This window comes from Collinsella sp. OM04-5 (assembly GCF_003439125.1).
Taxonomy (GTDB): Bacteria; Actinomycetota; Coriobacteriia; order Coriobacteriales; family Coriobacteriaceae; genus Collinsella.
On the sequence record NZ_QSUU01000002.1, the window covers coordinates 95471 to 122144 of the forward strand.

Consider the following 26674-nt stretch of genomic DNA (forward strand, 5'->3'; position numbering starts at 1 on the left):
TTACACGTGAACGAAGAACCTCAAGTCCTCTACTGCGACGCCTGGCTCATGGCCATCGGCAAGCCCGCCGGCATGATCGTCCACGGCGACGGCACCGGCGAGCGCACGCTCACCGACTACGCCAGCGACCTGCTGCTGGCGATGGGCGACGGCTTTGCCGCGACCGACATGCAGCCGCTCAACCGCTTGGACCGCGACACCACCGGCGTGGTGCTGTTCTCACTCGACAAGCAGACGCAGCCCGCCTTTGATCAGATGATTATCGACCACGCGTTCGAAAAGCACTACCTAGCGCTCGCCGAGGGCAAAATCGACTGGAACGAGAAGCTCATCGACAAGCCTATCGCCCGCGACCGCCACGATAGCCGCAAGATGCGCGTTGGCGCCAGCGGCAAGCCGTCTCAGACGCGCGTCAAGGTACTCAAGCGCCTTAAGAGCCGCCGTGGCCTGCCTACGCGCTCGTATATTGATGTCGAGCTGCTCACCGGCCGCAAGCACCAGATCCGCGTGCACCTGGCAAGCGAGCATCATCCCTTGATTGGCGACGACCTGTACGGAACGCCGCGTCCCTGCGGCCTGATGCTCCACGCCCACAGCGTATCCTTCACGCATCCCGTAACCGGCGAGCACATCCACATCGAAGCCCCCTGCCCCTGGGAGCCCTAAAACCTGCCAAAAAGGGACAGGTTTATTTTGGCAGGTTTTATCTGGACAAACGTCAAAACCACCACAAAGGTTCCTGCCCCTTCGCGGTGGTTTTGGCCTTAGCCCGTCCCTTGCTGTTAGACCGTGATGACGTTGTCCATTGCCCGGTACTTGGCAGGGACATCGCCTGCGGTAACAATCGTTGCGTCACGGAAGTCCGCGAACTTGACGGGCGCCACCATGCCAAATTTACTGGCGTCCGAGATTACGAAGCGCTTGGCCGTATGGCGCATCGAGATACGCTTTACTTGCGCCTCCTCGATATCGGGCGCCGTGAAGCCCTGCTCGGCGGCAATGCCGTTAGAGCCCCAAAAGCCACAGTTGAAGTTGTAGCGGTCTAAGGTTGCCAAGGCATCGGGGCCAACGAGCGCCTCGGTCTCGGGTTTGAGCTCGCCACCCAGCACCACGGTACGCATGCCGCGCAAAGCAAGGCGTTGAGCATGGAGCACGGAATCGGTCACATAGGTGACATCTTCAAGGTGTGGAAGATGCTCGATGAGCCTGAGCGTCGTCGAACCCGAGTCGATGTATACAAAGCTCTCGGGCTCCACAAGTGCCGCCGCACGGGCGCAGATACGCTCCTTGTCGTCGTTATGGAGGTCGCTGCGCTCATTAAGCGTTAGGTCGCGCGTCACGTGCGCGCGCTCCAGACTTGTCGCGCCTCCGTGCACCTTGGCGATACGGTGTGCTCGGTCGAGCGTCTGCAGGTCGCGCCGAATGGTAGACGCCGTCACGCCCAGGGCTTCGGCAAGCTCCGGCACGGTAACCGAGCCGGTCTGCTGAACCATCGACACGATCGCGTTGAGCCTATCTTCCGCTAGCATCGCTTACTCCTCCTCGGGGTACACGACTCCCCAGTCGGCGCGTAGCTTGGTCATCAGCTCCATAACATCAGAAGCATAGCCCAGAAGCTCACGCTTAGAGTCGTCGCCGGCAACGGCCTTCTCAAGATCGGCCATCTCATAGCAAAGGGCGTAAGCCTCGGTGCCGGCGTGGACCTCCTCGCGGTGGCCGTCCGCAGTCCACACGATAGTCGCGTGATCGGCGCGCGGATACTCGTTGACCTCGATATAGCACTTATCGAAGCTAATAATCGAGCGCTTGGGTTGCTTGGAGTGGAGCGTGAGGCTCACAACACCCAGCTGCTGCTCGGCATTACGGCAGACGATGCCGCCCGCAACGTCAACACCGGTCTCACAGGTGTTGCCCAACGAAACGACCTCAATGGGCTGGCTTGCCATAAAGAGACGCATGACGGACAGGGCATACACGCCAATGTCGAGCATGGCACCGCCAGCAAGGTTGCGGTTGTAGAAGCGATTGGTCAGATCGCCGTACTCCTTGTAGCTACCAAAGTTGAGCTGGGCGAGGTTCATGCGACCAAACTCGCCGGCATCCATGCGACGGCGCAGCTCTTGATACAAGGGCATATGAAGCACCGTGGTGGCGTCCATGAGGACGACGTTGTGCTCGTCGGCGATGGCACGCGCCTCGTCGAGCTCAGCGGAATTGAGGGTAATGGCTTTCTCGCAGAGCACGTGCTTGCCGGCGGCCAGCGCGTCACGCAGATAGGTGATATGCGTGTTGTGCGGCGTGGTGATATAGACGGCGTCGATGCCCGGATCGGCGTAGAGGTCCTCAACCGATTCATAGACCTTCTCGATGCCATACTGCTCAGCAAAAGCCTGAGCCTTGGACAGCGTACGGTTGGCGACGCCCGCAAGCTTGCGGCCGGCAAGAGCGAGAGACTGGGCCATCTGGTTGGCGATAACGCCGCACCCGATCACAGCCCAACGAAGCTCGGGAGCCGTAAAGATATCATCGGGGAATGGCTTGTCCTGGACCGAAGCGAACGCTGCTTTTGCGGCTGCCGCGGCGTCGAGCGGAGCCTGCTTGGAATCTGCCATTATGTGCCTCCTGTGTCATAGAACGCCTTGCTTTCTGACAGCTCTATATTCGCACAAACACGCGCTTCTGTGCGCGTTTTTGCGTATCTCACCGCTAAACGGTCATTGTTGTCCCGAAAACGGCGCATCTATACGCATGGGTGTGCAATTAACGCAATCTAACGCGCATAAACGCGCACACAAGCAATTTGTACAGCGCACCCGCTCATCTATGCTTGCCCATTAAGGGCACTCATTTAAGTCTGTCCCCAATGAGTGCAATGAGTAGGGATAGAAAAAGGCCCGGGTGCCGTGGCATCCGGGCCTTTGCTAGCAACTTGATGTTGCGGGCAGCTTAGAACTTGTGACCGCACTTCTTGCAGACGCGCAGCTTGTTCTTGCCGTCCTTCTCGTGACCGACGCGGGTAACCTTACCGCACTCGGGGCAGACGAGATTGACGTTGGAGGCGTCGATGGGAGCCTCCTGCGAAACGATGCCGCCCTGCTGGTTGGCAGCGTTGGGCTTGACGGCCTTCTTGACGACCGAAACGCCCTCGACAACGACCTTGTTCTCGGCGGGGAGAGCACGCAGGACAACGCCCTGCTTGCCGCGATCCTTACCAGAGAGAACCTGGACCTTATCGCCCTTCTTGATATACATATATCTCCCCTAACTACAGGGTCTCGGGAGCGAGCGAGACGATCTTCATGTACTTCTTGTCACGAAGCTCGCGAGCGACGGGCCCGAAGATACGGGTGCCGACGGGCGAACCATCGTTGTTGATGACAACGCAGGCGTTCTCATCAAAGCGAATGTAGGAGCCATCCTTGCGGCGGATCTCCTTAACGGTGCGAACGACGACGCAACGGACAACGTCCTTCTTCTTGACGTTGGCGCCAGGGGTAGCCTCCTGGACAGCACCGATGAACACATCGCCGATGCCTGCATAACGACGCTTGGAACCGCCAAGCACCTTGATGCAGCGAATCTTGCGAGCGCCGGAGTTGTCGGCGACGTTCAGCATGGTTTGCATCTGAATCATGGTAGATGTTCCTCCGAACTAAGAACCGAAGAGAGGTGCGCAGCCTTTATACGGCCCGTGGTATGCAAGCCAGGCATACGCACATCTTCGGAAACGTACAAGTCGTAAGAGCGACTGCTTATTTAGCGCGCTCGACGACCTCGATGAGGCGCCAACGCTTCATCTTGGACATAGGACGGGTCTCCATAACGCGGACGGTGTCGCCCACGCCAGCCGTGCACTCCTCGTCGTGAGCGTGCAGCTTCTTGGAGCTGGTCATCATCTTGCCGTACTTGGGGTGACGCTTGCGCTCGGTGATGGTGACAACAATGGTCTTGGCACCGGAGACGGAGGTAACGACACCCGTACGGACCTTACGCGAGTTACGCGAATCAGTCATGTTCTCTCCTTAGGTCCTACTCGGCGACAGCGGACTTCTCCGCTGCAATCTCGCGGGCGCGCTGCTCCGTGAGGACGCGAGCGATGTCCTTCTTCACGGTGTTGACGCGAGCGGTGTTGTCCAGCTGGCTGGTGGCCATCTGGAAACGAAGGTTAAAGAGCTCGGCGCGCATTTCCTTCAGCTTCTCAACGAGCTGAGCGTCCGAGAGCTCACGAATCTCTGCGGGCTTCATTAGTTCTCCTCCTTGGCGGCGGCGGCGTCCTCAGCAGCCCACTTGGCCTCGAGAGCGGCCTCCTCAGCCATCTCCTTCTGGATGCGCTGCTCAGCGTTCTTGGCAGCAACAATCTTGGTCTTGATGGGAAGCTTGTGCTGTGCAAGACGCAGAGCCTCGCGAGCGACCTCCTCGGGCACGCCCTTGACCTCGAACATGATGCGGCCGGGCTTGACGACGGCCACCCACTCCTCGGGGTTACCCTTACCAGAACCCATGCGAGTCTCGGCAGGCTTCTTGGTGATGGGCTTATCGGGGAAGATCGTGATGTACACACGACCGCCACGCTTCATGTAGCGGGTCATGGCAATACGAGCGGCCTCGATCTGACGGTTGGTGATCCAATGGGCCTCGAGAGCCTGGATACCAAACTCGCCGAAATGCAGCTCGGTATTACCCTTGGCCTGGCCCTTCATGGAGCCACGCTGCACCTTGCGGTGAAGAATACGCTTAGGGGCAAGCACTACTGACCCCTCCTCTCGGAGTTACGACGACGAGGACGGGAAGAGCCCTCGAGTGCAGGGTTGGGAACAGGCTGGCCCGGGAGCTTCTCGCCCAGGTAGATCCAGACCTTCACGCCGCAGGCACCCATGGTGGTGCTGGCGACAGCCGTGCCGTAGTCGATCTTGGCACGAAGGGTGTGCAGAGGCACGCGACCCTCACGGTACCACTCACGACGGCCCATCTCGGCACCGCCGAGACGACCGGAGCACTGGATACGGATGCCCTTGGCACCGGCCTTGCGGGCGGACTGGACAGCCTTGCGCATAGCGCGACGGAAGGCAACGCGGCCCTCGAGCTGCTCAGCGATGGACTGAGCAACGAGGTTGGCGTCGAGCTCGGGGCGCTTGATCTCGACAACGTCGACGGAGAGCTGGCCCTTGGAGACGCCAGCGACCTTCTCGAGCTCGGTGCGGAGGGTATCGATCTCGGCACCCTTCTTACCGATGACAACGCCGGGGCGAGCGGTGAGGATGATAACCTTCACCTTGTCGCCAGCGCGCTCGATCTCGACGCGGGAGACAGCTGCGCGGGAAAGACGCTTCTCGAGGTACTTGCGGATCTCGAGATCGTTACCGAGGGTCTTAGCGTAATCCTTCTCTGCGAACCAGCGGGAGCGCCAGTTCTCGGTGATGCCAAGACGGAAGCCGGTGGGGTAGACTTTCTGACCCATACAGCTTTACGCCTCCTTTCGAGGAGCAACGACGACGGTGATGTGGGAAGTACGCTTCAGAATGCGAGAAGCGGAACCCTTGGCGCGGGGACGGATGCGCTTAAGCGTCGGACCCTCGTCAACATAGGCAGCGGCGACAACCAGGTTGTCGGCACGCAGACCGTTGTTGTTCTCGGCGTTCGCAACGGCGGAACGGAGAACCTTCTCGACATCCACGGCGACGGCGCGGTCGCAGAAGTGGAGGATGTCGAAGGCCTGAGCGACAGGCTTGCGGCGGATCAGATCGACCACCAGGCGGGCCTTGCTGGGGGAAACACGCACGTACTTAGCGACGGCGCGAACCTCGGTGGCCTCAGTTTCAATAGACTTAGTTGCCATTTACGGTTAACCCCCTATTTGGCCTTGTGGCCACGGAACGTACGAGTCGGCGCGAACTCGCCGAGCTTGTGACCAACCATGGACTCGGTAACATACACGGGCACATGCTTGCGGCCGTCGTGGACGGCGATGGTGTGACCAACCATCTCGGGGAAGATGGTGGACGCGCGGGACCAGGTCTTCACGACGTCCTTCTTGCCAGCCTCGTTCATCGCGGTGATACGCGAGAGAAGGCGAGTCTCCACGAACGGGCCCTTTTTGAGACTTCTGCTCATAAGTGCTTTCTCCTAAAACTCGGTATCCGAAATTACTTCTTACGGCGACGAATGATGTGCTGGTTCGAGACCTTCTTCTTCTTGCGCGTACGAAGGCCCTTCGTCGGCTTACCCCAGGGGGTAACAGAGGGACGACCAGAGGTGTGGTTCTTGCCCTCGCCACCGCCGTGCGGGTGGTCGACAGGGTTCATGACGGTACCGCGGACGGTCGGGCGCACGTTCATGTGACGCTTACGGCCGGCCTTGCCGATGACGATGTTGGCGTGATCGGCGTTGCCGACCTCACCGACGGTGGCACGGCAGGTAACGAGGATGCGACGCATCTCGGAGGAAGGCATACGGACGATAGCGTACTTGCCCTCCTTACCCATCAGCTGGCAGGAGTTACCGGCGGAACGGGCGATAGCGGCGCCCTTGCCCGGCTGGAACTCGACGGCGTGGATGAGCGTACCGACGGGGATGTCGGCGAGGGGCAGAGCGTTGCCCGGCTTGATGTCGGCGTCAGAACCGGACATGACGGTCTGACCGACCTCGAGGCCCTTGGGGGCCAGGATGTAGCGCTTCTCACCGTCAGCGTAGTGCAGCAGAGCGATGCGAGCGGAACGGTTCGGATCGTACTCGATCGTGGCAACCTTGGCGGGCACGCCGTCCTTGTTGCGCTTGAAGTCGATCACGCGGTAACGACGCTTCACGCCGCCGCCCTGGTGGCGGGTGGTGATGCGGCCGTTGTTGTTACGACCGGCCTTCTTGGGCAGGGGCTCGAGAAGAGACTTCTCGGGCTTGGTGCAGGTGATCTCGGAGAAATCGGAGATCGTCTGCCAACGCCTACCAGCGGAGGTCGGCTTAAGGTGCTTTACAGCCATTACAATCCCTTTCAATAGGAATCCGTTAGCCATCGCAGACAGGGATTCGAGGTTCTGCCTCGGGTGCGATGACACCGGACGTATACACGGTTCCGGGCGTGTCCATTTTATACGCCCAAAACCTTGAGCTCTCGCCTCCCCTATTTGGGAGGCATGAGCTCACTCAACAGCAGCGAGTCTTAGGCCTGGTTGCCAAAGACCTCGATGGTGTCGCCCTCGGCCAGCGTGACGATGGCCTTCTTCCAAGAACGGGTCTTGCCGGCGACATAGCGCACGCGCTTGGTCTTGGGCTTGACCGTCAGGGTGTTCACGCGAACGACCTTGACGCCGAAGATCTCCTCGACAGCGTCCTTGATCTGATACTTGTTAGCATCCTTGGCGACCTCGAACGTGTACTTGTTCTGCTCCATGCCGGAGAAGGAACGCTCGGACACGATCGGACGGATGATGATCTCGTGGGCGGTCATTTATGCAAGCACCTCCCCGAAGTGAGCGGCGATGTCGGCGGGCATCAGCACAGCGTTGTTGTTGACGAGATCGTAGGTGTTGGCCTCGTCGGCGGTGATGATGAACGTCTTGGGAATGTTGCGGAACGACAGGTAGGCGTTGACGTCCTCGTCGCGAACGATGATGGTCAGACGCTTGCCCTCAAGGCCGAGAGCCTTGAGCATGGCGACAGCAGCCTTGGTGGAAGGCTTCTCGAAGCCGTAGTCGTCGACGAGCACGAGCTCGCCATCGGCCAGCTTGGCGGACAGCGCGGAGCGCATAGCCAGCTTGACCTCCTTGTTGTTCATACGCTTAGCGTAGGAACGGGGCTTGGGGGCGAAGACAACGCCACCGTGACGCCACTGGGCAGCACGGATGGAACCCTGGCGGGCACGGCCGGTGCCCTTCTGACGCCAAGGCTTCTTGCCGCCACCGGAAACCTCAGAGCGACCCTTAGCAGACTGGGTGCCCTGACGCCAAGAGGCCATCTGGCACTTGACGATGTGGTGCATAACGTGGATGTTCGGCTCAATGCCGTACACCTCAGCGGCGAGCTCGGCCTCGGCGACCTTCTTGCCCTCGCTGTTCTTTACTTCAAACTTTGCCATTTAAGTGTTCTCCTTGGTATGACGCTGGGCTAAATGGGCTGGGCCCTTAGGCCATACGGATGGCGACGAGACCATTCTTGGCACCCGGGACAGCGCCCTTGACCAAGATGAGGTTCTGCTCGGCATCGATGCGGACAACGGAAAGGTTCTTGACGGTAACGCGCTCGTTACCCATGTGACCGGCCATCTTGACGCCCTTGAGGACGCGCGCAGGATAGGCGCACTGACCGATAGAACCGGGGTGACGCTGGAAGTGAGAACCATGCGTCATAGGACCGCGGCGCTGACCCCAGCGCTTGATGCGACCCTGGAAGCCCTTACCCTTGGAGGTACCGATGACGTCGACCTTCTCGACATCAGCGAAATCAGCGACGGTGACGACCTCGCCGACCTTGTGCTCCTCGCCGTTCTCGACGCGGACCTCACGAAGGAAGCGGACAGGCTCGACGCCAGCCTTGGCGAAGTGACCAGCCATGGGCTTGTTCACGTTCTTGGCCTTGATGTCGCCGAAACCGATCTGGACGGCGTCATAGCCGTCGGTTGCCTGAGTTTTAACCTGCGAGACAGCGCAGGGGCCAGCCTGGATGACCGTGACGGGAACGACGTTGTCGTCCTCGTCCCAAACCTGGGTCATGCCAATCTTGCGGCCGAGAATCATGCTGATCAAGATATGATCCCAACTCTCGCGTGGTCTTGGGACAATGCGTACACCACCGAGCGTACGCCCCTAGAGGACCACTACTTACACGACGTGCTCCCCAGCCTTGTATTTCGCCCGGACTACCTGACAACCCTATTAAGCAGGCATTTTGTCCAGCCAGAATACTCCCCTGGTTACACACAGCTGTTTAGTATACACGGCTGCGGGCGTATCCATCGAGATTCATATTTCACTCACATTGTTTACGCAGGTAAAGTGCGTGGAGTCGCCTGGGCTTGGCAGAGGGGCGGCGAAATATATTAAGTTTGCTGCTCTACAGTCCTGCGCAAGACGGAAAGCACATTAAGTGCTTTCCTTTGCGTGCGGAACTCGCGACAAACTTAATATATTTCGCCGCACCTCTGCCAAGCTCGGGAGACGACACGTTGATGTCTGCTTAACTCTGCTCGTTCAGGCTAATGACTTTGTTGGGGGTCCACTATTTGCTGGAGAGTGAACTTGCATTGGGACCTATCGCCCTCTCCTTGCAAATCTTCCTCGTCAAAATCGAAAATCATGATGGCGCAGTTGGGGAGTTTTGTTGGGAGCTCGTAGCCCTCTGGGGCTTCAGCCTTGATGAATTGGCGGCTGGCGCTGCCGTGGCTTACTGCTAGGAGGGTTTCGATGCCCTCGGCGCCCATGAGGTTGGTGAGGGTGCCTACCATGCGCTCCTGCAGGGCATGACTTCCTTCTCCTCCAAAGGGGACCAGGTCCTCGCCCGGATCCCAGACGTCGGTGGGCAGGGCGTCGTGCGGGCCCTCTTCGAAGGAGCCGTAGCTGCGCTCGATGATGCCTTCGCAGGGCTCGACTGCGGCGTCCGGACCGAGGAGTTCGCATGCGACGAGACTTGCCGTGTCCATGGCTCGGCCTAAGGGTGATGAGACCACTTTGTCGGGGACGACGTTGTGGGCTTTGAGCCACGCGGCTGCCATCCCGGCTTGCTGACGACCCAGGTCGGTTAACGGTGAATCGCAGCGGCCCTGGACCAGCTTTTTGACGTTGAATTCTGTCTGGCCGTGGCGGAGTAGATATAGCTTCTTCATGCTCTCCCCTTCTGCATCATTTGCTTTATCGGCTCGGCCCTACTCGTGGGTATGTCCTACGTAGTCTTCGTCGATCGTAATCTTGGCAATTGACTTGGGATATTCGGATTCGACCCGTTGTGCCAGCGCGTGCTTTAGGTCTTCGGCACTCATCTGCAGATCCGAGGGTCGCACGCAGTCAAATATCACATTGGTGTGCGTGGGGCCCGGCACGCAGCGCAGATCATGAATCGAAAGGCGGCTATCGATCTCTTGAGCCATAGCGTTGATGCGCAGGCGCATGCTCGCCACCTTTGAATCGTCGGTCACGATGGGGTCGTAATGGAGCGTGACAATCATGCCGTCTTCGCTCCTAAACGCCTGCTCAATATTGTCGAGCGTGTCATGAGATTCCAGCGGGCTGGCCTCGGCCGCCATCTCGGCGTGCGCACTTGCAAACTTCCTGCCCGGACCGTAATCGTGAACCATCAGGTCATGAACGCCCAAAACGCCGGGGTAGCTCATGATCTTGTCTCGAATGTGCTTGACCAGCTTGGGATCGGGCGCCTGGCCCAAAAGCGGGCTCACCGTATCTTGGATGAGCTCAAAGCCGCTCCAACCAATATAGGCGCCAACGGCAAGGCCGACCCACGCGTCAAGATTGATGTGCGTCATCTGCGAAATAATTGCGCACGCCAGCACGGCGCCCGTAGCAAGGACATCGTTCTTGGAATCCTGAGCGGTCGCGTGCAGCGTCTCGGACTCAATGCGGTCACCGAGCTTTTGGTTGAGGGCTGCCATCCACAGCTTAACAATCATCGAAAGCGCTAGAACCGCCACCAGGGCAAGCGAGAACTCGACAGGTTCGGGGTGAATGACGCGCTCAACCGAGGACTTCACCAGCTCAACGCCAATCAGCAGCACGAGCGCCGCCACGACCAGACCCGAGAGATACTCGTAGCGTCCATGTCCGTAAGGATGCTCAGGGTCCGCTGGCTTGCTCGCCAGCTTAAAGCCCAGCACGCTCACGATATTCGAGCTGGCATCGGACAGGTTGTTCATGGCATCCGCCACAATCGAAACCGATCCCGACAGCACGCCAATTACACCCTTCGCAGCGCATAGTGCCACATTGGCGAGAATACACACCACGCCCGTCAACGTGCCTACACGCGCACGGTCGCCCTGCGCACGACGAACGATCCACTCGACCATCTCTATCTGCCCCCACGGTACTACCTATATATCTATTGCTCAAACGGATTGTAGTGTAGCCACTTTGCCCCACAGATACAAAAAGGCCGCAACCCACACGGACCACGACCTTGGAACATGACAAAGGAATCGTCCTTGTGTCGCACAGGTTTATGCGCTCACTTCAGCAGCGCTCGCCACTGTTTCGGGTGAATCAGCTCCGTCCCCCGTCGTCCGCCCCTTCGCCGGCACCACGCCAAAGCAGTAGCTCAGCGCCGCAGACACCGCAAATGCCACACCGCCGGCAGCACAGCACCACAGCAGGTTCGAGATGCCGCCCGTGGCAAAACCAATGACCACGAGGACATTCGTCATGCCGATGGTATAGGCCGTAACGTGGCCCACGGCCGCAACAAGGCCTCCGACGGCACCGCCAATGGCCATGCACGTCAGGCACCTGCCATATTTAAAGCCGCAACCGTACAGCGCCGGCTCGCTTACGCCGCCGAGCACGCCCGAGATCGAATAGCCCAGCATGAGCGTCTTCTCGTCCTTATCCGCAACGCGAAGCGACGCGCCAAAGGGCATACCCCAAACGGCGAACGTTGCCATCGTCGCGGCGATCAGAATGCACGAATCCGTTCCCACACTCATAAACTGCGCATAGGCGAGCGATAGGACAACGTTGCTGACGCCCGCGATCTTAAGGAACTCCCAGCCCGCGGCAAGCCCCATGAGCGTGAGCAGCGACACGATGCCACCGGAATTGCCAAGCATAAACATAAGCTGGCCCAACAGCATGCCCAGATAGCTGCCCGCCGGCGCCGTGATACACAGCGAAACCGGAACCATGACAAGCATGGTCGCAAACGAAACGAACGAAAACGCCACGGCCTGAGGGATAACGCGCCGAAAGAAACACTCCACTCGCCATAGCACGGGCACCGAGATGAGAACCGGAATAACAGTCGTCGTGTAATCATTGACCGGCGCGGGAAGCAGACCATACACGGAAGTCATCGATGCCCCCGTCGTCGATGCGGCATCGACAAGCTTAAGCAGATCAGGCGCAATCAATACGCCGCCCAGCATCATGCCCAGCTGCTCCGAGCAACCGAGCTGGCGGGCGGCCGCCCAACCAAGATAGATGGGCAAAAAGTAGTAGCCGGCGTTATAGAGCCAACTGTAGAACAGGCGATAGATTTCGGAATCGGCAGACCACAGGCCCAGCATGCCTTCGCCCATAATGACGGCGACGGTGCGGAACAACGCCGCACAGACAATAAACGGCAGCGCCGACATCATGCTTTTGGACAGATAGTCCACCACGGCCATGGCGTTTGATGAGACCGTCGTTGCAAACGAGGTGTTAGAAACTTGTGACATGGAACGCCTTTCCCAATGTGACATGCGGACTGTCCCTTTGTCACATCGTGCGGTACTGACCGATTGCGCGGTACTTTTCGTAGCGGAGGTTTGTGAGGGTCGCGTCGTCGAGCCGCCCAAGCGTATCGAAGGCATCAAATGCCGAGGACATAACGGCACCGGCAATCTCCTCATGCGACAGGCCCCTATCGTCGACAATGCCGTCGATGATGCCGAGCGCCAACAGATCGGGGGCCGTGAGCTTAAGCGCTTCGGCGGCCTCATTCGCGCGGTCGGTATCCTTCCACAGGATCGACGCACAGGCCTCGGGGCTCACGACCGAATAGGCCGAGCTCGAGAGCATCAGGATGCGGTCGGCCACGGATAGCGCCAGCGCGCCACCAGAGCCGCCCTCGCCTGTCACCACCGAGACAATCGGCGTCTTAAGGCCGCTCATCTCCATGAGATTCTGGGCAATCGCCTCGCCCTGGCCGCGTTCCTCGGCACCGATGCCGCAAAACGCGCCCGAAGTATCAACCAGGCACAGAACCGGCCGGCCAAATTTCTCGGCTTGGTGCATCAGGCGACGTGCCTTGCGGTAGCCCTCGGGATGTGCCATACCAAAGTTGCGACGCATGCGCTCTTTGGTCGTGGTACCGCGCTCGATGGCGATAACCGTCACGGGCCGCCCGTCTTTCCAGCCAATGCCGCCCACCACGGCAGCATCGTCGCCAAAGTAGCGGTCGCCGTGCAGCTCTACGAATCCGTCGAGACCCAACGAGATCATCTCGCCTGCCGTGGCACGGTTCGCCGAGCGAGTCTGTTTGACGATTTCGAGCGCGCTTTTTGGTGCGGCCGAGCGCTTAAACAAGTGCCCCAGCTTTTTGCCGCGACGACCCGTATGCACAATTTCATGCGGTGCCCCCAAGCCGGGCGCATGCCCTTCGTGCAGCGCCAGCAGCTCGCCTACCGTGAGCGCAATCTCGCCGCGTGGAACAACGGCATCGCAAAAGCCGTGCTCCAGCAAAAACTCGGAGCGCTGGAATCCCTTGGGCAAGCGCTTATGCATGTTCTGCTCGATCACGCGCGGGCCGGCAAATGCCGTCAGGGCATCGGGCTCGGCCAGAATAATGTCGCCCTCCATGGCGAAGCTCGCGGTTACGCCTCCGGTCGTAGGATCGGTGAGCACCGTGATATACAGACCGCCCGCCTCGCTGTGGCGCCTAACCGCCGCAGAAATCTTGGCCATCTGCATAAGCGATGTCACGCCCTCTTGCATGCGCGCACCGCCCGAAACGGTAAAGCCGACAACTGGCAATCCCAGCTCGGTCGCACGCTCAAATGTGCGACAGATCTTTTCGCCCACCACGGAGCCCATCGAGCCCATCATAAAGTTGGCATCCATAAAGAAGAGAGCTGTATCGCAACCGCAGATTTTGCCCCTGCCGCACACAACGGCATCGCGCTCGCCCGAACGCTCGCTCACGCTCTTGAGTTTGTCGGCATAACCGGGAAACGAGAGGAAGTCCTCCGACGCCAGATTAGCATCCCATTCCTCAAACGTGCCCTCGTCGACCGTCATGCGCATACGCGCGCGACCGCTCACGCGAAAGTGTTTGCCGCAACGGGGGCAGACCTCGAGGTTGTCGTGCAGGCGTGCCTCATCGATCACGCGGCGGCACTCCGGGCACTTGATAAACACGTGGCGCGCGGGAAACTCGGCGCACGACTCGGTCATCGGCCCCTCGAGGACGTTGACCGTCTTCGCTTTTCTATTCATCAGCATAGAGATGCCCCATCAGATCGGTGTGGTACATGCCCGACAAGAACTCGTCGTTTGCCAGCACGTCGAGCTGAAGCTCGCTGTTTTCGCTCACGCCCTCAATCACGAGCTCGCCCAGGGCCGAGCGCATCTTGCGAATGGCGCCGTCACGCGTGGGCGCACACACAATGAGCTTGCCGAGCATGGAGTCGTAGTACGGCGGAACGGCGGCCCCGGTAAACATGGCGGAATCCCAGCGCACGCGCGGACCACCCGGCACACGCAACGCGGTGACCGTTCCGCATGACGGCAGAAAGTCCGGCGTTTCGGCATTGATGCGGCACTCCATGGCGTGGTTACGGACCGGCATGTCCTCCTGCTCAAAGGGCAGAGGCTGGCCGGCTGCCACGCGCAGCTGCCACTTGACCAAGTCGGTATCGGTCACAAACTCCGTAACCGGATGCTCCACCTGTAAGCGCGTGTTCATTTCCATAAAGTAGAAATTGCCGTCGTCCGAATACAGGAACTCGATGGTACCGGCTCCTTCGTAGCCGACGGCACGAGCCAGGTCACGCGCTGCTTTGTGCATGCGAGCACGAATGTCGTCGCGTCCGTCGAGGCACGGCGCGGGGCTCTCCTCGATCAGCTTTTGGTTGCGACGCTGAACCGAGCACTCGCGCTCGCCGAGCGAAAACACATGGCCCTGCTTATCGGCCATAATCTGCACCTCGACATGGTGCGCCGGCGCGACGAACTTCTCCATGTAGCACTCGCCGTCGCCAAAGACGGCCTCGCCCTCGGCACGTGCCTCGATGAACGCCTTTGCCGCATCTTCCACGCGCTCGACCTTGCGAATGCCGCGACCGCCACCGCCGGCGCGCGCCTTAATAAGCACGGGGCAGCCAATGCGCTCGGCCTCGGCCGTCGCCTCCTCGGGACTTTTGAGCAAATCGCAGCCTGGCACGATGGGTACGCCCGCCGCGGCGGCCGTTCGACGCGCGGCGTCCTTGTCGCCCATGCTGTCGATCACCTCGGCCGAAGGACCGACAAACGCCAGGCCATACTTGTCGCAGTCGCGCACGAAGCTCGCCTTCTCGGAGAAAAAGCCATAGCCGGGATGAATTGCCTTTGCCCCCGACTTCACGGCACAGGTGAGCACGGCATCGTCGTTGAGGTAGCTCTCGGCAAGACGCGGGCCGCCGATGCAATACGCCTCGTCGGCAAGCTGCACGTGCAGCGCGTCCGCATCGGCCGTGGAATAAACGGCGACGGTCTTGATGCCCATATCGCGGCACGCGCGGATAACACGGACCGCGACTTCTCCGCGGTTGGCGATGAGCACTTTGTCGAACATGAAGCCTTCCTTAACTTTCGTGCATGAGTGCAAAAGACATATCAGCGCGGCAGCAAACCTCACCGTTGACGCTCGCAGTACCCGTCGCAAAGCGGAACGGCCCGCGCGCACGCGTGATGGTGCACACCAGATCAACCGTGTCGCCCGGGCGCACCGGACGCTTAAAGCGCACCTTATCGAGGCTCGTATAGAACGGCGTCGCGCCGCGCGCCTCCTCGTCGTCCATCAGCAGCACGCAGCAGTTCTGAGCGAGCATCTCGCACTGAATCACGCCGGGGACCACCGGGTTTCCCGGAAAATGCCCCTGCAAAAAGTACTCGTCGCCCGTGATCGTGATCTTGCCGTGGGCCTCATCGCCCACCAGCTCGGCTTCGTCGAGCAAAAGCATCGGCTCGCGATGCGGCAACAGCTTCTTGAGCTCTTCTTTGTTCATGGATACCACCTATCCGATCCTCATAAGGCAACTGCCGAACTCCACGAGGTCGCCGTCGGCCACGCAGATCTCGAGCACCTCGCCATCCGCCTCGGCCGTCACCTCGTTGAGAACCTTCATGGCCTCGATGATGCAGAGGGTCTCGCCGGCCTTGACCTTGGAGCCCACGTGCACAAACGGCTCGTCGCCCGGCGCCGGGGCAGCGTAGAAAACGCCGACCATGGGAGCGGTCACCTCGGTGCCTTTGGACTCCGGTGCGGCGGCGGGCGCCTGCGCGGCGGGCTCCGGTGCGGCAGGCGCGACTGCGGGAGCCGCAACCGGAGCAGTCACGGCACCCGGCATAGGCATGGGCACGGCAACCGGCTGCGCGGCGCTCGCGCGCTCGAGCTCGACCGCGGTGCCATCGGGCTCCTCGACGCGCACGCGCGTGAGGCCGCGGTCCTCCATAACATCGGCTATCTCGGCAAGTCTTTTGGAATCCATGCTCTAGCTCCTCGTATATCTACGCAGCGCGATGGCGGCGTTGTGCCCGCCAAAGCCCAGGTTGGTCGAAAGCGCCCAGGTAAGGTCGGCGCGAACCGCGCGATTGGGCGTGTAGTCAAGATCGCAGGCGGGATCGGGCGTGTGGTAGTTAATGGTCGGCGGCACCACGCCCTGCTCGAGCGCCATGGCACAGGCCATGACCTCGATGGCACCCGTGGCACCGATCATGTGACCGGTCATCGACTTGGTCGACGAGACATGTGCGGCGCGCGCCGCGTCCTCGCCGAGCGCTCGCTTGATGCCCACCGTCTCGGACGAATCGTTGAGTTTGGTCGAGGTGCCGTGAGCGTTGATGTAGAGGCCCTCGGAAGGCTTAACGTCGCCCTCGGCCACCGCCAGCGATATCGCGCGGGCAATGCCGGCAGCCTCGGGATCGGGACTCGTGATGTGATAGGCATCATCGGTGTTGCCGTAGCCCACGACCTCGGCATAAATGTGCGCACCGCGCGCCTGCGCATGCTCCATGCTCTCGAGCACGAGCACGCAGGCGCCCTCGCCCATCACAAAGCCGTCGCGATTCGCATCGAACGGACGACAAGCCGTCGCAGGATCGGGGTTGGTGGTCAACGCACGGCAGGACGTAAAGCCCGCAACGGCATCGGGGATAATGGCCGCCTCGGCTCCGCCGGCGAGAATCGCATCGGCATAGCCATGCTTGATGGCGCGGAACGCCTCGCCCACGGCATGGGCCGAGGTCGCGCACGCGGTCACCACGGGCAGGGTCGGGCCTTTTGCCTTGTGGCGGATCGCGATATTGCCCGAGGCCATATTGGGAATCATCATCGCGATCATATAGGGCGATGCACGGCGAGGCCCCCGATCGGCAATCGTGTGGACGTTGTCGACGAGTGTCTGCATGCCGCCCACGCCTGAACCCACGTAGACGCCCAGGCGCTCGCGATCGATGGCGCCCTCGACATCAAAGCCTGCATCGTGCATGGCCTCGTCCGACGCCGCCAGTGCAAACTGAACGCAGGGGTCCAGGTGCTTGGCATCGTGCTTGCCAAAGTACTCGTTGCCGTCAAAACCCTTGACCTCGGCCGCCACCTTGACGGCAAACGCATCGGTATCGAAGTGCGTGATCGGGCCGATACCGCACGTGCCGGCGCACATGGCCGCCCAGGTGGCAAGCGCCGTGTTGCCGAGCGGCGACACGGCACCGATACCGGTGATTGCAACTCTCTGTTCCATCATGGTCTCCTCATCCAAGCCGTTCTTCGGCCCTGGTTTCTACATCGCCATTCCGCCGTCGACGCGCACGACCTCGCCCGTAATGTAGGCAGCCGCATCACTCGCCAAAAAGCGCACCACGCCGGCCACTTCCTCGGGGCGCGCCATGCGCCTCAGGGGAATCTGCTCCTCGCACGCCGTGCGCACCTTATCCGAGAGCTTTGCCGTCATATCGGTCTCGACAAACCCGGGTGCGACCGCGTTCACTCGTACGCCGCGGGGCGCAAGCTCGCGCGCTACCGCCTTGGTCAGGCCGATAACGCCCGCCTTGGAGGCGGCGTAGTTGGCCTGCCCAGCATTGCCCATCAGGCCCACAACCGAGCTCATGTTGATGACGCAACCGCCGCGCTGGCGCATAAAGGTCTTGCTGAGCGCGCGCGTCATATTGAACGTGCCCTTGAGATTGACATCGAGCACGCGGTCGAAGGCATCATCGCCCATGCGCATGAGCAGGCCATCGCGGGTGATGCCGGCGTTGTTGACGAGCGCCCAAATGGAGCCAAAGTCGCTCAGGACCGTCTCCACGCATGTGTTGACGGCGGCGGGGTCGGCCACGTCGCATTGATATGCGCGCGCCGTGGCGCCAGACGCCTCGCAGACCTCGCACGTCTCGTGCGCCGCATCGACGCTGCCGGCGTAGACGACGGCGATATCGTAGCCATCCTCCGCCAGGCCCACGACACAAGCGCGACCGATGCCGCGCGAGCCGCCCGTAATCAGCGCCACGCGGCGCGACCTGTCGCGCTCGAGCGCGCCGTTGTTCAAATTGCCCATGTCATTCCTTTCGGATTACAGCCCTGTGGGCTATGCGAGCTCGTCGGCAATAGCTGCGACCTGTTCGGCCGTTTCGCACGAATACACGTGAACGTCGCTCAACGTACGCTTGACCAGGCCGGACAGCGTTTTGCCGGGACCGACCTCAATAAACGTGTCGATGCCTTGATCCTGTAGAGCATGCAGTGTGTCGACCCAGCGCACGGCATGACTCACCTGGTTGGCCAGCACCTCCGATGCGGCCTGCGGGTCGGCCGGATAGGGCGCCGCCGTCATATTTGCCATAACAGGAATGAGCAACGGGGACGGCGCGTGACCGGCTTGGATATACGTCGCCAGCCCCTCAGTCGCCTCGGCCATATAGGGGCTATGGAATGCACCCGACACCGCGACTTTCATAGCGCGGCCGCCAGACTCTTTTACTAGGACGTCGAGCGCCTGCAGCGCCTCGGGCGCTCCGGCAACAACCGTCTGCTGCGGGCTGTTGTAGTTGACCGGCCAGCAGTCCTCGCCGGCCTGCGCAGCCAGGTTCTCGACTTGCGCTGCATCGAGCTTGATGACGGCGCGCATGCCGCCCGGATGGCGTTCGGCAGCCGCGGCCATAAGCGCCGCGCGCTCACATACGAGCTCAAAACCGGCTCGCGTATCGAATGCCCCCGCAAAGGTGAGTGCAGCGACCTCGCCCAGCGAGAATCCCGCACAGGAGGCAGGCACCACGCCGCGCTCACGCAGGGCGATAGCCGCTGCCAGGTCATGAACGAACACGCACGGCTGCGTGTTCTCGGTCTGCGAGAGCTCTTCCTTCGAGGCGCTCCGACACTGCTCGCTCGTCCCCGGGCGCACCTCGTCGGCAATGGCGAACACCTCGGCAGCCTCCGGCGATGCTTCGATGAGGTCGACGCCCATCGAGGGATGCTGGGCACCCTGACCGGCAAACAGAAACGCTACGCTACCCATGCGGACGCACCCTTCAGGACATGCTCGGCGCCATCGACAAGATCGTCGACGATTTCGCGTGCGCTCTGGCGCTCGTTGACCATGCCGGCAATCTGTCCGCACAAATACGAACCCTCTTCGTAATTACCGTCCTTTGCGGCTTTACGAAGCGCGCCCGTGCCCATGGCCCCGAGCTCCTCGGGGCTTGCGCCCGCCGCCTCGTTCTTGGCATACGCGTTGGTGAAGGGGCTCTTGAGGGCGCGAACCGGATGTCCCGTCGAGCGACCGGTCGCACGCGTCGACGTGTCGCCCGCCTTGAGCACCAGCTCTTTATACTGTTCGGATACAGTGCACTCGTTTGCGACCAGAAAGCGTGTTCCCACCTGGACGCCGGCAGCGCCGAGCATAAAGGCGGCCGCCACACCGCGGCCATCGGCGATGCCGCCAGCCGCAACCACGGGAATATCGACCGCATCGACAACCTGCGGCACCAGTGCCATCGTCGAGGTCTCGCCAATGTGGCCACCCGATTCGGTGCCCTCGGCAACCACAGCGGTTGCCCCACGACGTGCCACGAGACGGGCGAGCGCCACCGAAGCCACAACGGGGATGACCTTGATGCCCGCATCGTTCCAAGCTTTCATGTACTTGGCGGGATTACCGGCACCCGTCACGACGACCGGCACCTGCTCGTCGATCACAACCTGCGCGACCTCGTCGGCAAACGGGCTCATGAGCATAACGTTGACGCCAAAGGGCTTATCCGTCTTGGCGCGCAGCTCGTGAATCTGATCGCGCAGCCAGTTTGCGTCGGCATTCATGGCCGCGATAATCCCTAAGCCGCCTGCCTCGGACACGGCAGATGCCAGCGAGGCGTCGGCAATCCAGGCCATACCACCCTGGAACACGGGTTTTTCGATGCCGAGCAGATCGCAGAGAGGAGACTTGAGCATCACTACTTCTCCAATGCCGCCTCGACCGTATCGACGAACTCGCCGACCGTCTTGGGGTTCTCCTCGGTATCGAGCTGGATGCCAAACTCGTCCTCGACGGCGACGAGGATCTCGACGGTACCCAGACTGTCGAGACCAATCTCCTCGAGCGTGGACTCGGGCTTCATCTCGACATCGTCAAGACCGGCGGTCTCGCGGATAACGTCGCAAACGCGCTCGAAGGTCTTCTGATCTGCCATGGTAGTTCTCCTTTGTTTGTGCCCTAGGGGCGTTTTTTCCTATGTGCAACTACTTCCAACGAAGCAGATAGCCGCCTATATCCAGACCGGCGCCAAATCCGACCAGGGCGATGGTGTCGCCCGCGTGCAGCGCGCCGGTATTTGCCAGTCGATCAAGAGCAAGCGGAATGCAGGCGCTCGAGATGTTGCCGGTTTCACGCAACGTTCGGACCACACGGTCGTCCGGCACACCTAGGCGCTTGACTGCCTGGCTCAAGATTCGTTCGTTAGCCTGATGGAATACAAAGTGGTCGATGTCCTCGACCGCGATGCTCGCGTCGCAAGCGAGCTTGTTGACCGTGTCGCAGATGGCATTGACGCCAAACTTGAAGACGCGACGGCCGTTCATGGAAAGCACGCTTTCGCTATCTGCGGAGGCCTTAAACGGCGAGGTACCGACCAGACCGGGAACGCGTAACGTCTCGACGTCGGGCGTCGTCGAAAGCTCAACAGCAAGGGGATTCTCTCCCCCAGCCTCTATGACCGCAGCACCCGCACCATCGCCAAAGAGCACGCACGTGGCACGATCGGTCCAATCGAGCGCGCGCGTCATCTGCTCGGCGGCAACAACCAGCACGTGCTTGGCGCGACTGCGGGCGATATAGCCCTCGGCGACATCGAGCGCAAATACAAAGCCGGCACATGCCGCCGAAACGTCGAAGGCAGGACATGTGGCACCCAGGCGCTCGGCAACGGCGCACGCTTCGGCAGGAACGAGATGATCGCCCGTCGTCGTCGAACAGACGATGAGATCCAACTGGCTCGCATCGATTCCGGACGTCTGGAGCGCTTGCTCGCTCGCTGCCACGGCAAGGTCGTCGAGTGACTCGGTGGTGCACACATGGCGGCTCTTGATACCGGTGCGGGTAAAAATCCACTCATCCGAGGTATCGAGGAACTCGGACAGCTCGTCATTGGAAACACTGCGCGTAGGAAGCGCCGAGCCTGTTCCAAGAATCGTGAAACCCATCACTAACCTCCTTTGAGTTGTTGATGTGTTTACATCGACCAAGAGAGGATAGCGCATTTCAGTCGTTGTTGACGTGTTAACATTAAATTGTCCAAATGCGACAAAGGCTTCACATTGTGTCTATCTCTCGACACCATTGCGTTATTCACTTATTCATTATGGAGGTAGCAGCCGCTATGGATGCCAAATTAACGATAGTCGACGTAACCGGATCGACCAACGATGACCTGCTCGAAGCAGGAAAACAAGGAGTGCCGCACGGCACAGGACTTGCCGCCCGGGCTCAGACAGCAGGACGCGGCCGGCGCGGCCACAAGTGGGATTCAACCGCCGGCAACCTATTGCTTTCGATTGTCCTGCGTCCATGCGTTAATCCTACAAAGTATTCTGGTCTTGCCGCCGTCAGCGGCCTAGCAGTGCTCGAAGCGTTCGAGGCGCAAGGTCTTGCAAACGAGATTGGCCTCAAATGGCCCAACGACCTGGTCGCGCGAGAACGCAAGCTCGGCGGCATTCTGGTCGAGGCGGCACGCGACAACAAAGGCATGCCCTTCGCCGTCTGTGGCATTGGCGTCAACGTAAACTACACGCCCCAAGAGGTGCCCGATGGCGGCCTGGCTGCAATTGGCCTCTCGGACCTCAACGAGAATGTTCCCGCCGTCGATGTGCTCCTCGATGAGGTCTATCACGCAGTTATAGAAGCTGTAAATGCGTGGGTAGAGCGTCTCAACGCCATGGAAGAAGATGCTGGACCGCTCGCGCCTGTCCACGGCGAATATATCGCTCATCTCAATTGGATTGGAGAGCGCGTTACCGCCCGCTCCCCCGCTGGGGACGAGCTGGCGCGAGGCATCTTTAAAACGGTCGATGGCTTTGGTCGCGCATGTATCGAAACGGAAGGCGGCTTGCGATCCTTCCATTTTGAGGAGGCATCGCTACGTCCCTTGAGCGAATAGGGCGCCGCAGCCACCTACTCGGCAGCATTACCCGGCAGTCCAAACCATCATTAAAAACAAAAGGGCCCCGCTACCGTAACGGCAGCGGGGCCCTTTAAGCTATGAGCGATATCGCTTAGAGCTTGATGTCGATGTCGACGCCAGCGGGGAGGTCGAGACGCATAAGCGAATCAACGGTGCCCGAGGTGGGGTCGAGGATGTCGATGAGGCGCTTGTGGGTGCGCATCTCGAACTGCTCACGGGAGTCCTTGTTCACGTGCGGCGAACGGATAACCGTGTACAGGTTGCGCTCGGTGGGCAGGGGGACAGGACCGGAAACGCGAGCGCCGGTCTTCTGAGCGGTCTCGACGATGAGCTTCGCGGACTGATCGACGACCTCGTGATCATAGCCCTTGAGGCGAATGCGGATCTTCTGGGTAGCCAACTTAAACCTCCAAAGAGTGCGAGAGATGTTCTCGCGGATTACGTAACAGGGAGCTCGAACTTAGGCGTTCTTGCTCATGACCTCGTCCACAATGGACTTGGGCGCGGGCTCATAAGAGTCGAACTGCATCGTGTAGGATGCACGGCCCTGGGTCTGGGAGCGAAGGTCGGTAGCGTAACCGAACATCTCGCCCAGCGGCACCTTGGCACGGATGAGCTTGCTGTTCTTGCGATCCTCCATGCCCTCGATCTTGCCGCGGCGACCGGAGAGGTTGCCCATAACGTCGCCCATGTACTGCTCGGGGGTCTCGACCTCGACAGCCATGATCGGCTCGAGCAGCTGCGGATCGGACTTCTTGAGGGCGTCCTTGATAGCCATGGAACCGGCGATCTTGAAGGCGGCCTCGGAGGAGTCGACCTCGTGGTAAGAACCGTCGAACAGGGTGACCTTAACGTCGAGGACCGGGAAGCCGGCGATAACACCGGTGTTCAGGGCCTCCTGGATGCCCTTGTCGATGGACGGGATGTACTCCTTGGGCACGACGCCGCCGACGATAGCGTTGACGAACTCGTAGCCGAAGCCCTCCTCCATCTTCTCGAGCTTGATGACGGCGTGGCCATACTGACCGCGACCGCCGGACTGACGGACGAACTTGCCCTCAGCCTTCTCGACGTCGTGACCAGCGGTCTCGCGGTAGGCAACCTGGGGCTTACCAACGTTAGCGTCAACCTTGAACTCACGGAGCAGACGGTCGACGATGATCTCGAGGTGCAGCTCGCCCATGCCGGCGATGATGGTCTGGCCGGTCTCGTGGTTGGTGGACACCTGGAAGGTCGGGTCCTCCTCGGCGAGCTTGGTCAGAGCCAGGGACATCTTGTCCTGCTCGGCCTTGGTCTTGGGCTCGATGGCAACGTCGATAACGGGCTTGGCGAACTCGATCTTCTCGAGGACGATCTCCTTGCCCTCGGCGCACAGGGTGTCACCGGTGGTGGAGTTCTTGAAGCCGACGCAAGCGACGATGTCGCCGGCGGCAGCGTCGTCACGGTCGATACGCTCGGCAGCGTTCATCTCGAGGATGCGGCCGAGACGCTCGCGCTGACCGTTGGAAGCGTTGACCACGTAGGAGCCGGACTCGGCGCGGCCGGAGTAAACGCGGACATAGGTGAGCTTACCGACGAACGGGTCGGTCATGATCTTGAAGACCAGGCCGGAGAAGGGCTCGTCGAAGGAAGGATGACGCTGGATCTCCTCGCCGGTGTCCGGATCGGTACCGGTGACGGCCTCAACGTCGAGCGGGCTGGGCAGGTAGTCGACGACAGCGTCGAGCAGCTCCTGAACGCCCTTGTTCTTGTAGGCGGAGCCCACGAAGACGAGGTTGAGCTCGTTGGCCAGGACGCCCTTGCGCAGAGCAGCCTTGAGCTCCTCGACGGTGAAGTCCTCCTCCATGAGGATCTTCTCCATGAGCTCGTCGTCAAAGCTGGCAGCAGCGTCGAGGAGCTCCTCGCGCTTGGTGGCAGCGATGTCAGCGAACTCAGCCGGGATCTCGTCCATCGGCTCGGGGTAGGTCATGCCCTTCTCGTCGGCCTTGAAGTCCCATGCAGTCATGGTGACCAGGTCGATGACGCCCCAGAAGTTGTCCTCGGCGCCCATCGGGACCTGAGCGGCCACAGCGTTAGCGTCGAGACGATCCTTCATGGTCTCGATAGCGTTGAAGAAGTCAGCGCCCACGCGGTCATACTTGTTGATGAAGGCGATGCGGGGGACGTTGAAGGTAGAAGCCTGACGCCAAACGGTCTCAGACTGGGGCTGAACGCCGGCAACGGCGTCGAAGACGGCGACAGCGCCATCGAGGACGCGCAGGCAGCGCTCGACCTCGGCGGTGAAGTCAACGTGGCCCGGGGTGTCGATGATCTGGATGCGGTAGTCCTTACCGTCCTTGTTCCAGAAGCAGGTGGTAGCAGCGGAGGTAATGGTTACGCCGCGCTCCTGCTCCTGAACCATCCAGTCCATGGTGGCAGCGCCCTCATGGACCTCACCGATCTTGTGGGTCTTACCGGTGTAGTAAAGAATACGCTCGGTCGTGGTGGTTTTACCGGCATCGATGTGAGCCATGATGCCGATGTTACGGGTATCGGAAAGCTTGTACTTAGGCTTAGCCATGTTAGTTCCTTACCTTAACTTACCAACGATAGTGAGAGAACGCGCGGTTGGCCTCGGCCATCTTGAAGACGTCCTCACGCTTCTTGACGGAAGCGCCCAGGCCGTTGGAGGCGTCGAGGATCTCGTTGGCGAGACGCTCGGCCATGGTCTTCTCCTTGCGAGCGCGGGAGAAGTTGACGATCCAGCGGATACCCAGAGCGGTGGAACGACGGGAGTTGACCTCCATCGGGACCTGATAGGTAGCGCCACCGACACGCTTGGGCTTAACCTCGAGCGTGGGCTTGACGTTGTCCATAGCCTTCTTGAAGGTAGCGAGAGCGTCGCCACCCTCGGACTTCTCGGCAACGATCTCGAAAGCGGTGTAAACGATGCGCTCAGCGGTGGCCTTCTTGCCGTCAAGAAGGACCTTGTTGATGAGCTGAGTCACCAGGCGGTTGTTGTAAACGGCGTCAGGCTGAACCTCACGACGATTAGCTGCTGCACGACGCGGCATGTGAAATCTCCTTAAGTGTCTACCGTGCGGCGCTCAAGACGGCACACGGCGAAAGTATCAAAACGTTATCTGGCTTATTTAGCCTTGGGGCGCTTAGCACCGTACTTGGAACGGGCCTGCATACGGTTCTGGACCGGAGCAGCGTCGTAGGCGCCACGGATGACGTGATAACGGACACCAGGGAGGTCACGGACACGACCGCCGCGGACGAGCACGATGGAGTGCTCCTGCAGGTTGTGGCCCTCACCCGGGATGTAAGCGGTAACTTCGATGCCGTTGACGAGGCGAACACGGGCAACCTTACGAAGAGCCGAGTTCGGCTTCTTGGGGCTCGTGGTGAAGACGCGGGTGCACACGCCGCGCTTCTGGGAGTTGTGCTGCAGAGCAGCGTTCTTGGACTTCTTGGGCACGGAACGACGGCCCTGGCGAACCAGCTGGTTAATAGTAGGCAAAGCGTACTCCTTCTCGAATGATTCCAGCTTTCTGTAAAGTGCAACGGCTTGAATCGAGGGGTCAGCATCCCCCTACGAAACACGCAGTTCGATAGGATACGTGGCGTTAGCTGTGCCGTCAACAGACCACGCCGCCGGGCGTATCCTAAAATTGGCATATTTCCGCAAAGCCTACACAAAAGGAATCCCCTCCTGTGCGAGGGGGAGGATTCCCGGCCCGGGCGGCGCGGGGGCTAAGTTTGCTGCTCTACAGTCCTGCGCAAGACGGAAAGCACATTAAGTGCTTTCCTTTGCGTGCGGAACTCGCGACAAACTTAACCCCTGTGCCGCCCGGCCCGGGAATCCGACGTGCTCGTTGGGGCAACGTTACCTGCCAAAACGGGACAGGTTTATTTTGGTCGGTTTTATCTGCGGAAACGTCGCGCTCCAGCGGTAATCCGCCCTCATCTGTCATAGGGAAATCGGCGGCGCTTTCGGAAGTATGCGGCAAATTCTGGACCTGCCGAGCACACCGGGGTTTTGCGATAGTAAACCCGCAGGTAGAGCGCTTGAGCATATGCGGTGTGGTCGACCCATCGAGATTTTGCCGCATACTTCCGAAATTCAGGCG

32 protein-coding genes and 1 pseudogene are annotated in these 26674 nt (G+C 60.5%); 2 read left to right on the top strand and 31 right to left on the bottom strand.

Features of this window, described 5'->3' with window-relative positions:
- Window positions 1-6: 6 nt before the first annotated feature.
- Window positions 7-666 carry an RluA family pseudouridine synthase gene (locus DXB53_RS01620; RefSeq protein WP_233503778.1) on the top strand — a complete coding sequence of 220 codons (660 nt, stop codon included), beginning with the start codon at window positions 7-9 and terminating at the stop codon, window positions 664-666.
- Between the two features lie 116 nt (window positions 667-782).
- Here DXB53_RS01620 and DXB53_RS01625 read toward each other — a convergent pair whose 3' ends face one another.
- The 27 genes and pseudogenes from DXB53_RS01625 to DXB53_RS01755 form a co-directional block, all read right to left on the bottom strand.
- Entirely contained in the window at window positions 783-1529 is a 747-nt protein-coding gene (locus DXB53_RS01625) for a DeoR/GlpR family DNA-binding transcription regulator (protein WP_117583060.1), read from the bottom strand.
- A gap of 3 nt (window positions 1530-1532) precedes the next feature.
- Window positions 1533-2612: a Gfo/Idh/MocA family protein gene (locus DXB53_RS01630; RefSeq protein ID WP_117583061.1), complete on the bottom strand. Its 1080-nt coding sequence runs from the start codon at window positions 2610-2612 to the stop codon at window positions 1533-1535.
- Between the two features lie 334 nt (window positions 2613-2946).
- Complete coding sequence (gene rplX / locus DXB53_RS01635; RefSeq protein ID WP_006235043.1) at window positions 2947-3252, bottom strand: 50S ribosomal protein L24; 306 nt, start codon at window positions 3250-3252, stop codon at window positions 2947-2949.
- 13 nt (window positions 3253-3265) lie between these two features.
- Window positions 3266-3634, bottom strand: a complete 369-nt coding sequence (rplN, locus tag DXB53_RS01640; RefSeq protein ID WP_006235041.1) for a 50S ribosomal protein L14 — start codon at window positions 3632-3634, stop codon at window positions 3266-3268.
- 118 nt (window positions 3635-3752) lie between these two features.
- Window positions 3753-4013 (bottom strand): 30S ribosomal protein S17, encoded by a 261-nt coding sequence (rpsQ, locus tag DXB53_RS01645; RefSeq protein ID WP_006235040.1) that lies wholly within the window; start codon window positions 4011-4013, stop codon window positions 3753-3755.
- 16 nt (window positions 4014-4029) lie between these two features.
- Window positions 4030-4245 (bottom strand): 50S ribosomal protein L29, encoded by a 216-nt coding sequence (rpmC, locus tag DXB53_RS01650; protein ID WP_006235039.1) that lies wholly within the window; start codon window positions 4243-4245, stop codon window positions 4030-4032.
- A 107-nt stretch (window positions 4246-4352) separates the two neighbouring features.
- Window positions 4353-4748: pseudogene (rplP, locus tag DXB53_RS01655) on the bottom strand (50S ribosomal protein L16); the annotation flags it as partial.
- Window positions 4748-5458 carry a 30S ribosomal protein S3 gene (rpsC, locus tag DXB53_RS01660; protein ID WP_006235037.1) on the bottom strand — a complete coding sequence of 237 codons (711 nt, stop codon included), beginning with the start codon at window positions 5456-5458 and terminating at the stop codon, window positions 4748-4750. The gene rpsC and the pseudogene rplP, both read right to left, overlap by 1 nt.
- 6 nt (window positions 5459-5464) lie before the next feature.
- Window positions 5465-5836 (bottom strand): 50S ribosomal protein L22, encoded by a 372-nt coding sequence (rplV, locus tag DXB53_RS01665; RefSeq protein ID WP_006235036.1) that lies wholly within the window; start codon window positions 5834-5836, stop codon window positions 5465-5467.
- Window positions 5837-5850: 14 nt separating this feature from the next.
- A complete protein-coding gene (rpsS, locus tag DXB53_RS01670) occupies window positions 5851-6111 on the bottom strand; it encodes a 30S ribosomal protein S19 (RefSeq protein WP_006235035.1) in 261 nt (86 codons plus the stop codon).
- Window positions 6112-6143: 32 nt separating this feature from the next.
- Window positions 6144-6974: a 50S ribosomal protein L2 gene (gene rplB / locus DXB53_RS01675; protein ID WP_117583062.1), complete on the bottom strand. Its 831-nt coding sequence runs from the start codon at window positions 6972-6974 to the stop codon at window positions 6144-6146.
- Between the two features lie 179 nt (window positions 6975-7153).
- Entirely contained in the window at window positions 7154-7441 is a 288-nt protein-coding gene (gene rplW, locus DXB53_RS01680) for a 50S ribosomal protein L23 (protein ID WP_006235033.1), read from the bottom strand.
- Window positions 7442-8068, bottom strand: a complete 627-nt coding sequence (gene rplD, locus DXB53_RS01685; RefSeq protein ID WP_006235032.1) for a 50S ribosomal protein L4 — start codon at window positions 8066-8068, stop codon at window positions 7442-7444.
- Between the two features lie 46 nt (window positions 8069-8114).
- Entirely contained in the window at window positions 8115-8735 is a 621-nt protein-coding gene (rplC, locus tag DXB53_RS01690) for a 50S ribosomal protein L3 (protein ID WP_035137484.1), read from the bottom strand.
- A gap of 449 nt (window positions 8736-9184) precedes the next feature.
- The gene (locus tag DXB53_RS01695; protein ID WP_117583063.1) at window positions 9185-9811 is read right to left on the bottom strand and encodes a histidine phosphatase family protein; all 627 of its coding nucleotides are present in this window, start codon (window positions 9809-9811) and stop codon (window positions 9185-9187) included.
- Between the two features lie 39 nt (window positions 9812-9850).
- Entirely contained in the window at window positions 9851-11005 is a 1155-nt protein-coding gene (locus tag DXB53_RS01700; RefSeq protein ID WP_117583064.1) for a cation diffusion facilitator family transporter, read from the bottom strand.
- A 150-nt stretch (window positions 11006-11155) separates the two neighbouring features.
- Window positions 11156-12370, bottom strand: coding sequence for a PTS fructose transporter subunit IIB (locus tag DXB53_RS01705; RefSeq protein ID WP_117583065.1), 1215 nt, complete (start codon window positions 12368-12370; stop codon window positions 11156-11158).
- Window positions 12371-12410: 40 nt separating this feature from the next.
- Window positions 12411-14129, bottom strand: coding sequence for an acetyl-CoA carboxylase, carboxyltransferase subunit beta (gene accD / locus DXB53_RS01710; RefSeq protein ID WP_233503779.1), 1719 nt, complete (start codon window positions 14127-14129; stop codon window positions 12411-12413).
- Window positions 14122-15465: an acetyl/propionyl/methylcrotonyl-CoA carboxylase subunit alpha gene (locus DXB53_RS01715; RefSeq protein ID WP_117583067.1), complete on the bottom strand. Its 1344-nt coding sequence runs from the start codon at window positions 15463-15465 to the stop codon at window positions 14122-14124. The genes accD and DXB53_RS01715 overlap by 8 nt, the downstream gene beginning before the upstream one ends.
- 10 nt (window positions 15466-15475) lie before the next feature.
- Window positions 15476-15898 (bottom strand): 3-hydroxyacyl-ACP dehydratase FabZ, encoded by a 423-nt coding sequence (gene fabZ, locus DXB53_RS01720; RefSeq protein ID WP_117583068.1) that lies wholly within the window; start codon window positions 15896-15898, stop codon window positions 15476-15478.
- A gap of 9 nt (window positions 15899-15907) precedes the next feature.
- Window positions 15908-16381 carry an acetyl-CoA carboxylase biotin carboxyl carrier protein gene (gene accB / locus DXB53_RS01725; RefSeq protein ID WP_117583069.1) on the bottom strand — a complete coding sequence of 158 codons (474 nt, stop codon included), beginning with the start codon at window positions 16379-16381 and terminating at the stop codon, window positions 15908-15910.
- 3 nt (window positions 16382-16384) lie between these two features.
- Window positions 16385-17632: a beta-ketoacyl-ACP synthase II gene (fabF, locus tag DXB53_RS01730; RefSeq protein WP_117583070.1), complete on the bottom strand. Its 1248-nt coding sequence runs from the start codon at window positions 17630-17632 to the stop codon at window positions 16385-16387.
- A gap of 39 nt (window positions 17633-17671) precedes the next feature.
- On the bottom strand, window positions 17672-18445 hold the full coding sequence (gene fabG / locus DXB53_RS01735) for a 3-oxoacyl-[acyl-carrier-protein] reductase (protein ID WP_117583071.1): 774 nt from the start codon (window positions 18443-18445) through the stop codon (window positions 17672-17674).
- Window positions 18446-18475: 30 nt separating this feature from the next.
- Window positions 18476-19402, bottom strand: a complete 927-nt coding sequence (locus tag DXB53_RS01740) for an ACP S-malonyltransferase (protein WP_117583072.1) — start codon at window positions 19400-19402, stop codon at window positions 18476-18478.
- Complete coding sequence (gene fabK / locus DXB53_RS01745) at window positions 19390-20334, bottom strand: enoyl-[acyl-carrier-protein] reductase FabK (protein ID WP_117583073.1); 945 nt, start codon at window positions 20332-20334, stop codon at window positions 19390-19392. The genes DXB53_RS01740 and fabK overlap by 13 nt, the downstream gene beginning before the upstream one ends.
- A gap of 2 nt (window positions 20335-20336) precedes the next feature.
- Window positions 20337-20573, bottom strand: coding sequence for an acyl carrier protein (locus DXB53_RS01750; RefSeq protein ID WP_117583074.1), 237 nt, complete (start codon window positions 20571-20573; stop codon window positions 20337-20339).
- Window positions 20574-20622: 49 nt separating this feature from the next.
- Window positions 20623-21582: a 3-oxoacyl-ACP synthase III family protein gene (locus DXB53_RS01755; protein WP_117583075.1), complete on the bottom strand. Its 960-nt coding sequence runs from the start codon at window positions 21580-21582 to the stop codon at window positions 20623-20625.
- Between the two features lie 176 nt (window positions 21583-21758).
- On the opposite strand from DXB53_RS01755, the gene DXB53_RS01760 reads away from it, so the two are divergent.
- Window positions 21759-22535, top strand: coding sequence for a biotin--[acetyl-CoA-carboxylase] ligase (locus DXB53_RS01760; RefSeq protein ID WP_158556478.1), 777 nt, complete (start codon window positions 21759-21761; stop codon window positions 22533-22535).
- 115 nt (window positions 22536-22650) lie between these two features.
- On the opposite strand, the gene rpsJ is transcribed toward DXB53_RS01760, so the two are convergent.
- From rpsJ to rpsL, 4 genes are all read right to left on the bottom strand, one after another.
- Complete coding sequence (gene rpsJ / locus DXB53_RS01765) at window positions 22651-22959, bottom strand: 30S ribosomal protein S10 (RefSeq protein ID WP_022094184.1); 309 nt, start codon at window positions 22957-22959, stop codon at window positions 22651-22653.
- Window positions 22960-23019: 60 nt separating this feature from the next.
- The gene (fusA, locus tag DXB53_RS01770; protein WP_022094183.1) at window positions 23020-25119 is read right to left on the bottom strand and encodes an elongation factor G; all 2100 of its coding nucleotides are present in this window, start codon (window positions 25117-25119) and stop codon (window positions 23020-23022) included.
- A gap of 19 nt (window positions 25120-25138) precedes the next feature.
- Window positions 25139-25612 (bottom strand): 30S ribosomal protein S7, encoded by a 474-nt coding sequence (gene rpsG / locus DXB53_RS01775; RefSeq protein ID WP_006235013.1) that lies wholly within the window; start codon window positions 25610-25612, stop codon window positions 25139-25141.
- Window positions 25613-25686: 74 nt separating this feature from the next.
- The gene (gene rpsL / locus DXB53_RS01780) at window positions 25687-26064 is read right to left on the bottom strand and encodes a 30S ribosomal protein S12 (RefSeq protein WP_006235012.1); all 378 of its coding nucleotides are present in this window, start codon (window positions 26062-26064) and stop codon (window positions 25687-25689) included.
- Window positions 26065-26674: the final 610 nt, after the last annotated feature.

What these genes read in the sequence shown, in the direction of transcription:
- DXB53_RS01625 (WP_117583060.1), bottom strand. Translation starts at nt 1,529, where the DNA reads ATGCTAGCGGAAGATAGGCTCAACGCGATCGTGTCGATGGTTCAGCAG.
- DXB53_RS01630 (WP_117583061.1), bottom strand. Translation starts at nt 2,612, where the DNA reads ATGGCAGATTCCAAGCAGGCTCCGCTCGACGCCGCGGCAGCCGCAAAA.
- rplX (WP_006235043.1), bottom strand. Translation starts at nt 3,252, where the DNA reads ATGTATATCAAGAAGGGCGATAAGGTCCAGGTTCTCTCTGGTAAGGAT.
- rplN (WP_006235041.1), bottom strand. Translation starts at nt 3,634, where the DNA reads ATGATTCAGATGCAAACCATGCTGAACGTCGCCGACAACTCCGGCGCT.
- rpsQ (WP_006235040.1), bottom strand. Translation starts at nt 4,013, where the DNA reads ATGACTGATTCGCGTAACTCGCGTAAGGTCCGTACGGGTGTCGTTACC.
- rpmC (WP_006235039.1), bottom strand. Translation starts at nt 4,245, where the DNA reads ATGAAGCCCGCAGAGATTCGTGAGCTCTCGGACGCTCAGCTCGTTGAG.
- rpsC (WP_006235037.1), bottom strand. Translation starts at nt 5,458, where the DNA reads ATGGGTCAGAAAGTCTACCCCACCGGCTTCCGTCTTGGCATCACCGAG.
- rplV (WP_006235036.1), bottom strand. Translation starts at nt 5,836, where the DNA reads ATGGCAACTAAGTCTATTGAAACTGAGGCCACCGAGGTTCGCGCCGTC.
- rpsS (WP_006235035.1), bottom strand. Translation starts at nt 6,111, where the DNA reads ATGAGCAGAAGTCTCAAAAAGGGCCCGTTCGTGGAGACTCGCCTTCTC.
- rplB (WP_117583062.1), bottom strand. Translation starts at nt 6,974, where the DNA reads ATGGCTGTAAAGCACCTTAAGCCGACCTCCGCTGGTAGGCGTTGGCAG.
- rplW (WP_006235033.1), bottom strand. Translation starts at nt 7,441, where the DNA reads ATGACCGCCCACGAGATCATCATCCGTCCGATCGTGTCCGAGCGTTCC.
- rplD (WP_006235032.1), bottom strand. Translation starts at nt 8,068, where the DNA reads ATGGCAAAGTTTGAAGTAAAGAACAGCGAGGGCAAGAAGGTCGCCGAG.
- DXB53_RS01695 (WP_117583063.1), bottom strand. Translation starts at nt 9,811, where the DNA reads ATGAAGAAGCTATATCTACTCCGCCACGGCCAGACAGAATTCAACGTC.
- DXB53_RS01700 (WP_117583064.1), bottom strand. Translation starts at nt 11,005, where the DNA reads ATGGTCGAGTGGATCGTTCGTCGTGCGCAGGGCGACCGTGCGCGTGTA.
- DXB53_RS01705 (WP_117583065.1), bottom strand. Translation starts at nt 12,370, where the DNA reads ATGTCACAAGTTTCTAACACCTCGTTTGCAACGACGGTCTCATCAAAC.
- accD (WP_233503779.1), bottom strand. Translation starts at nt 14,129, where the DNA reads ATGAATAGAAAAGCGAAGACGGTCAACGTCCTCGAGGGGCCGATGACC.
- DXB53_RS01715 (WP_117583067.1), bottom strand. Translation starts at nt 15,465, where the DNA reads ATGTTCGACAAAGTGCTCATCGCCAACCGCGGAGAAGTCGCGGTCCGT.
- fabZ (WP_117583068.1), bottom strand. Translation starts at nt 15,898, where the DNA reads ATGAACAAAGAAGAGCTCAAGAAGCTGTTGCCGCATCGCGAGCCGATG.
- accB (WP_117583069.1), bottom strand. Translation starts at nt 16,381, where the DNA reads ATGGATTCCAAAAGACTTGCCGAGATAGCCGATGTTATGGAGGACCGC.
- fabF (WP_117583070.1), bottom strand. Translation starts at nt 17,632, where the DNA reads ATGGAACAGAGAGTTGCAATCACCGGTATCGGTGCCGTGTCGCCGCTC.
- fabG (WP_117583071.1), bottom strand. Translation starts at nt 18,445, where the DNA reads ATGGGCAATTTGAACAACGGCGCGCTCGAGCGCGACAGGTCGCGCCGC.
- DXB53_RS01740 (WP_117583072.1), bottom strand. Translation starts at nt 19,402, where the DNA reads ATGGGTAGCGTAGCGTTTCTGTTTGCCGGTCAGGGTGCCCAGCATCCC.
- fabK (WP_117583073.1), bottom strand. Translation starts at nt 20,334, where the DNA reads ATGCTCAAGTCTCCTCTCTGCGATCTGCTCGGCATCGAAAAACCCGTG.
- DXB53_RS01750 (WP_117583074.1), bottom strand. Translation starts at nt 20,573, where the DNA reads ATGGCAGATCAGAAGACCTTCGAGCGCGTTTGCGACGTTATCCGCGAG.
- DXB53_RS01755 (WP_117583075.1), bottom strand. Translation starts at nt 21,582, where the DNA reads ATGGGTTTCACGATTCTTGGAACAGGCTCGGCGCTTCCTACGCGCAGT.
- DXB53_RS01760 (WP_158556478.1), top strand. Translation starts at nt 21,759, where the DNA reads ATGGATGCCAAATTAACGATAGTCGACGTAACCGGATCGACCAACGAT.
- fusA (WP_022094183.1), bottom strand. Translation starts at nt 25,119, where the DNA reads ATGGCTAAGCCTAAGTACAAGCTTTCCGATACCCGTAACATCGGCATC.
- rpsG (WP_006235013.1), bottom strand. Translation starts at nt 25,612, where the DNA reads ATGCCGCGTCGTGCAGCAGCTAATCGTCGTGAGGTTCAGCCTGACGCC.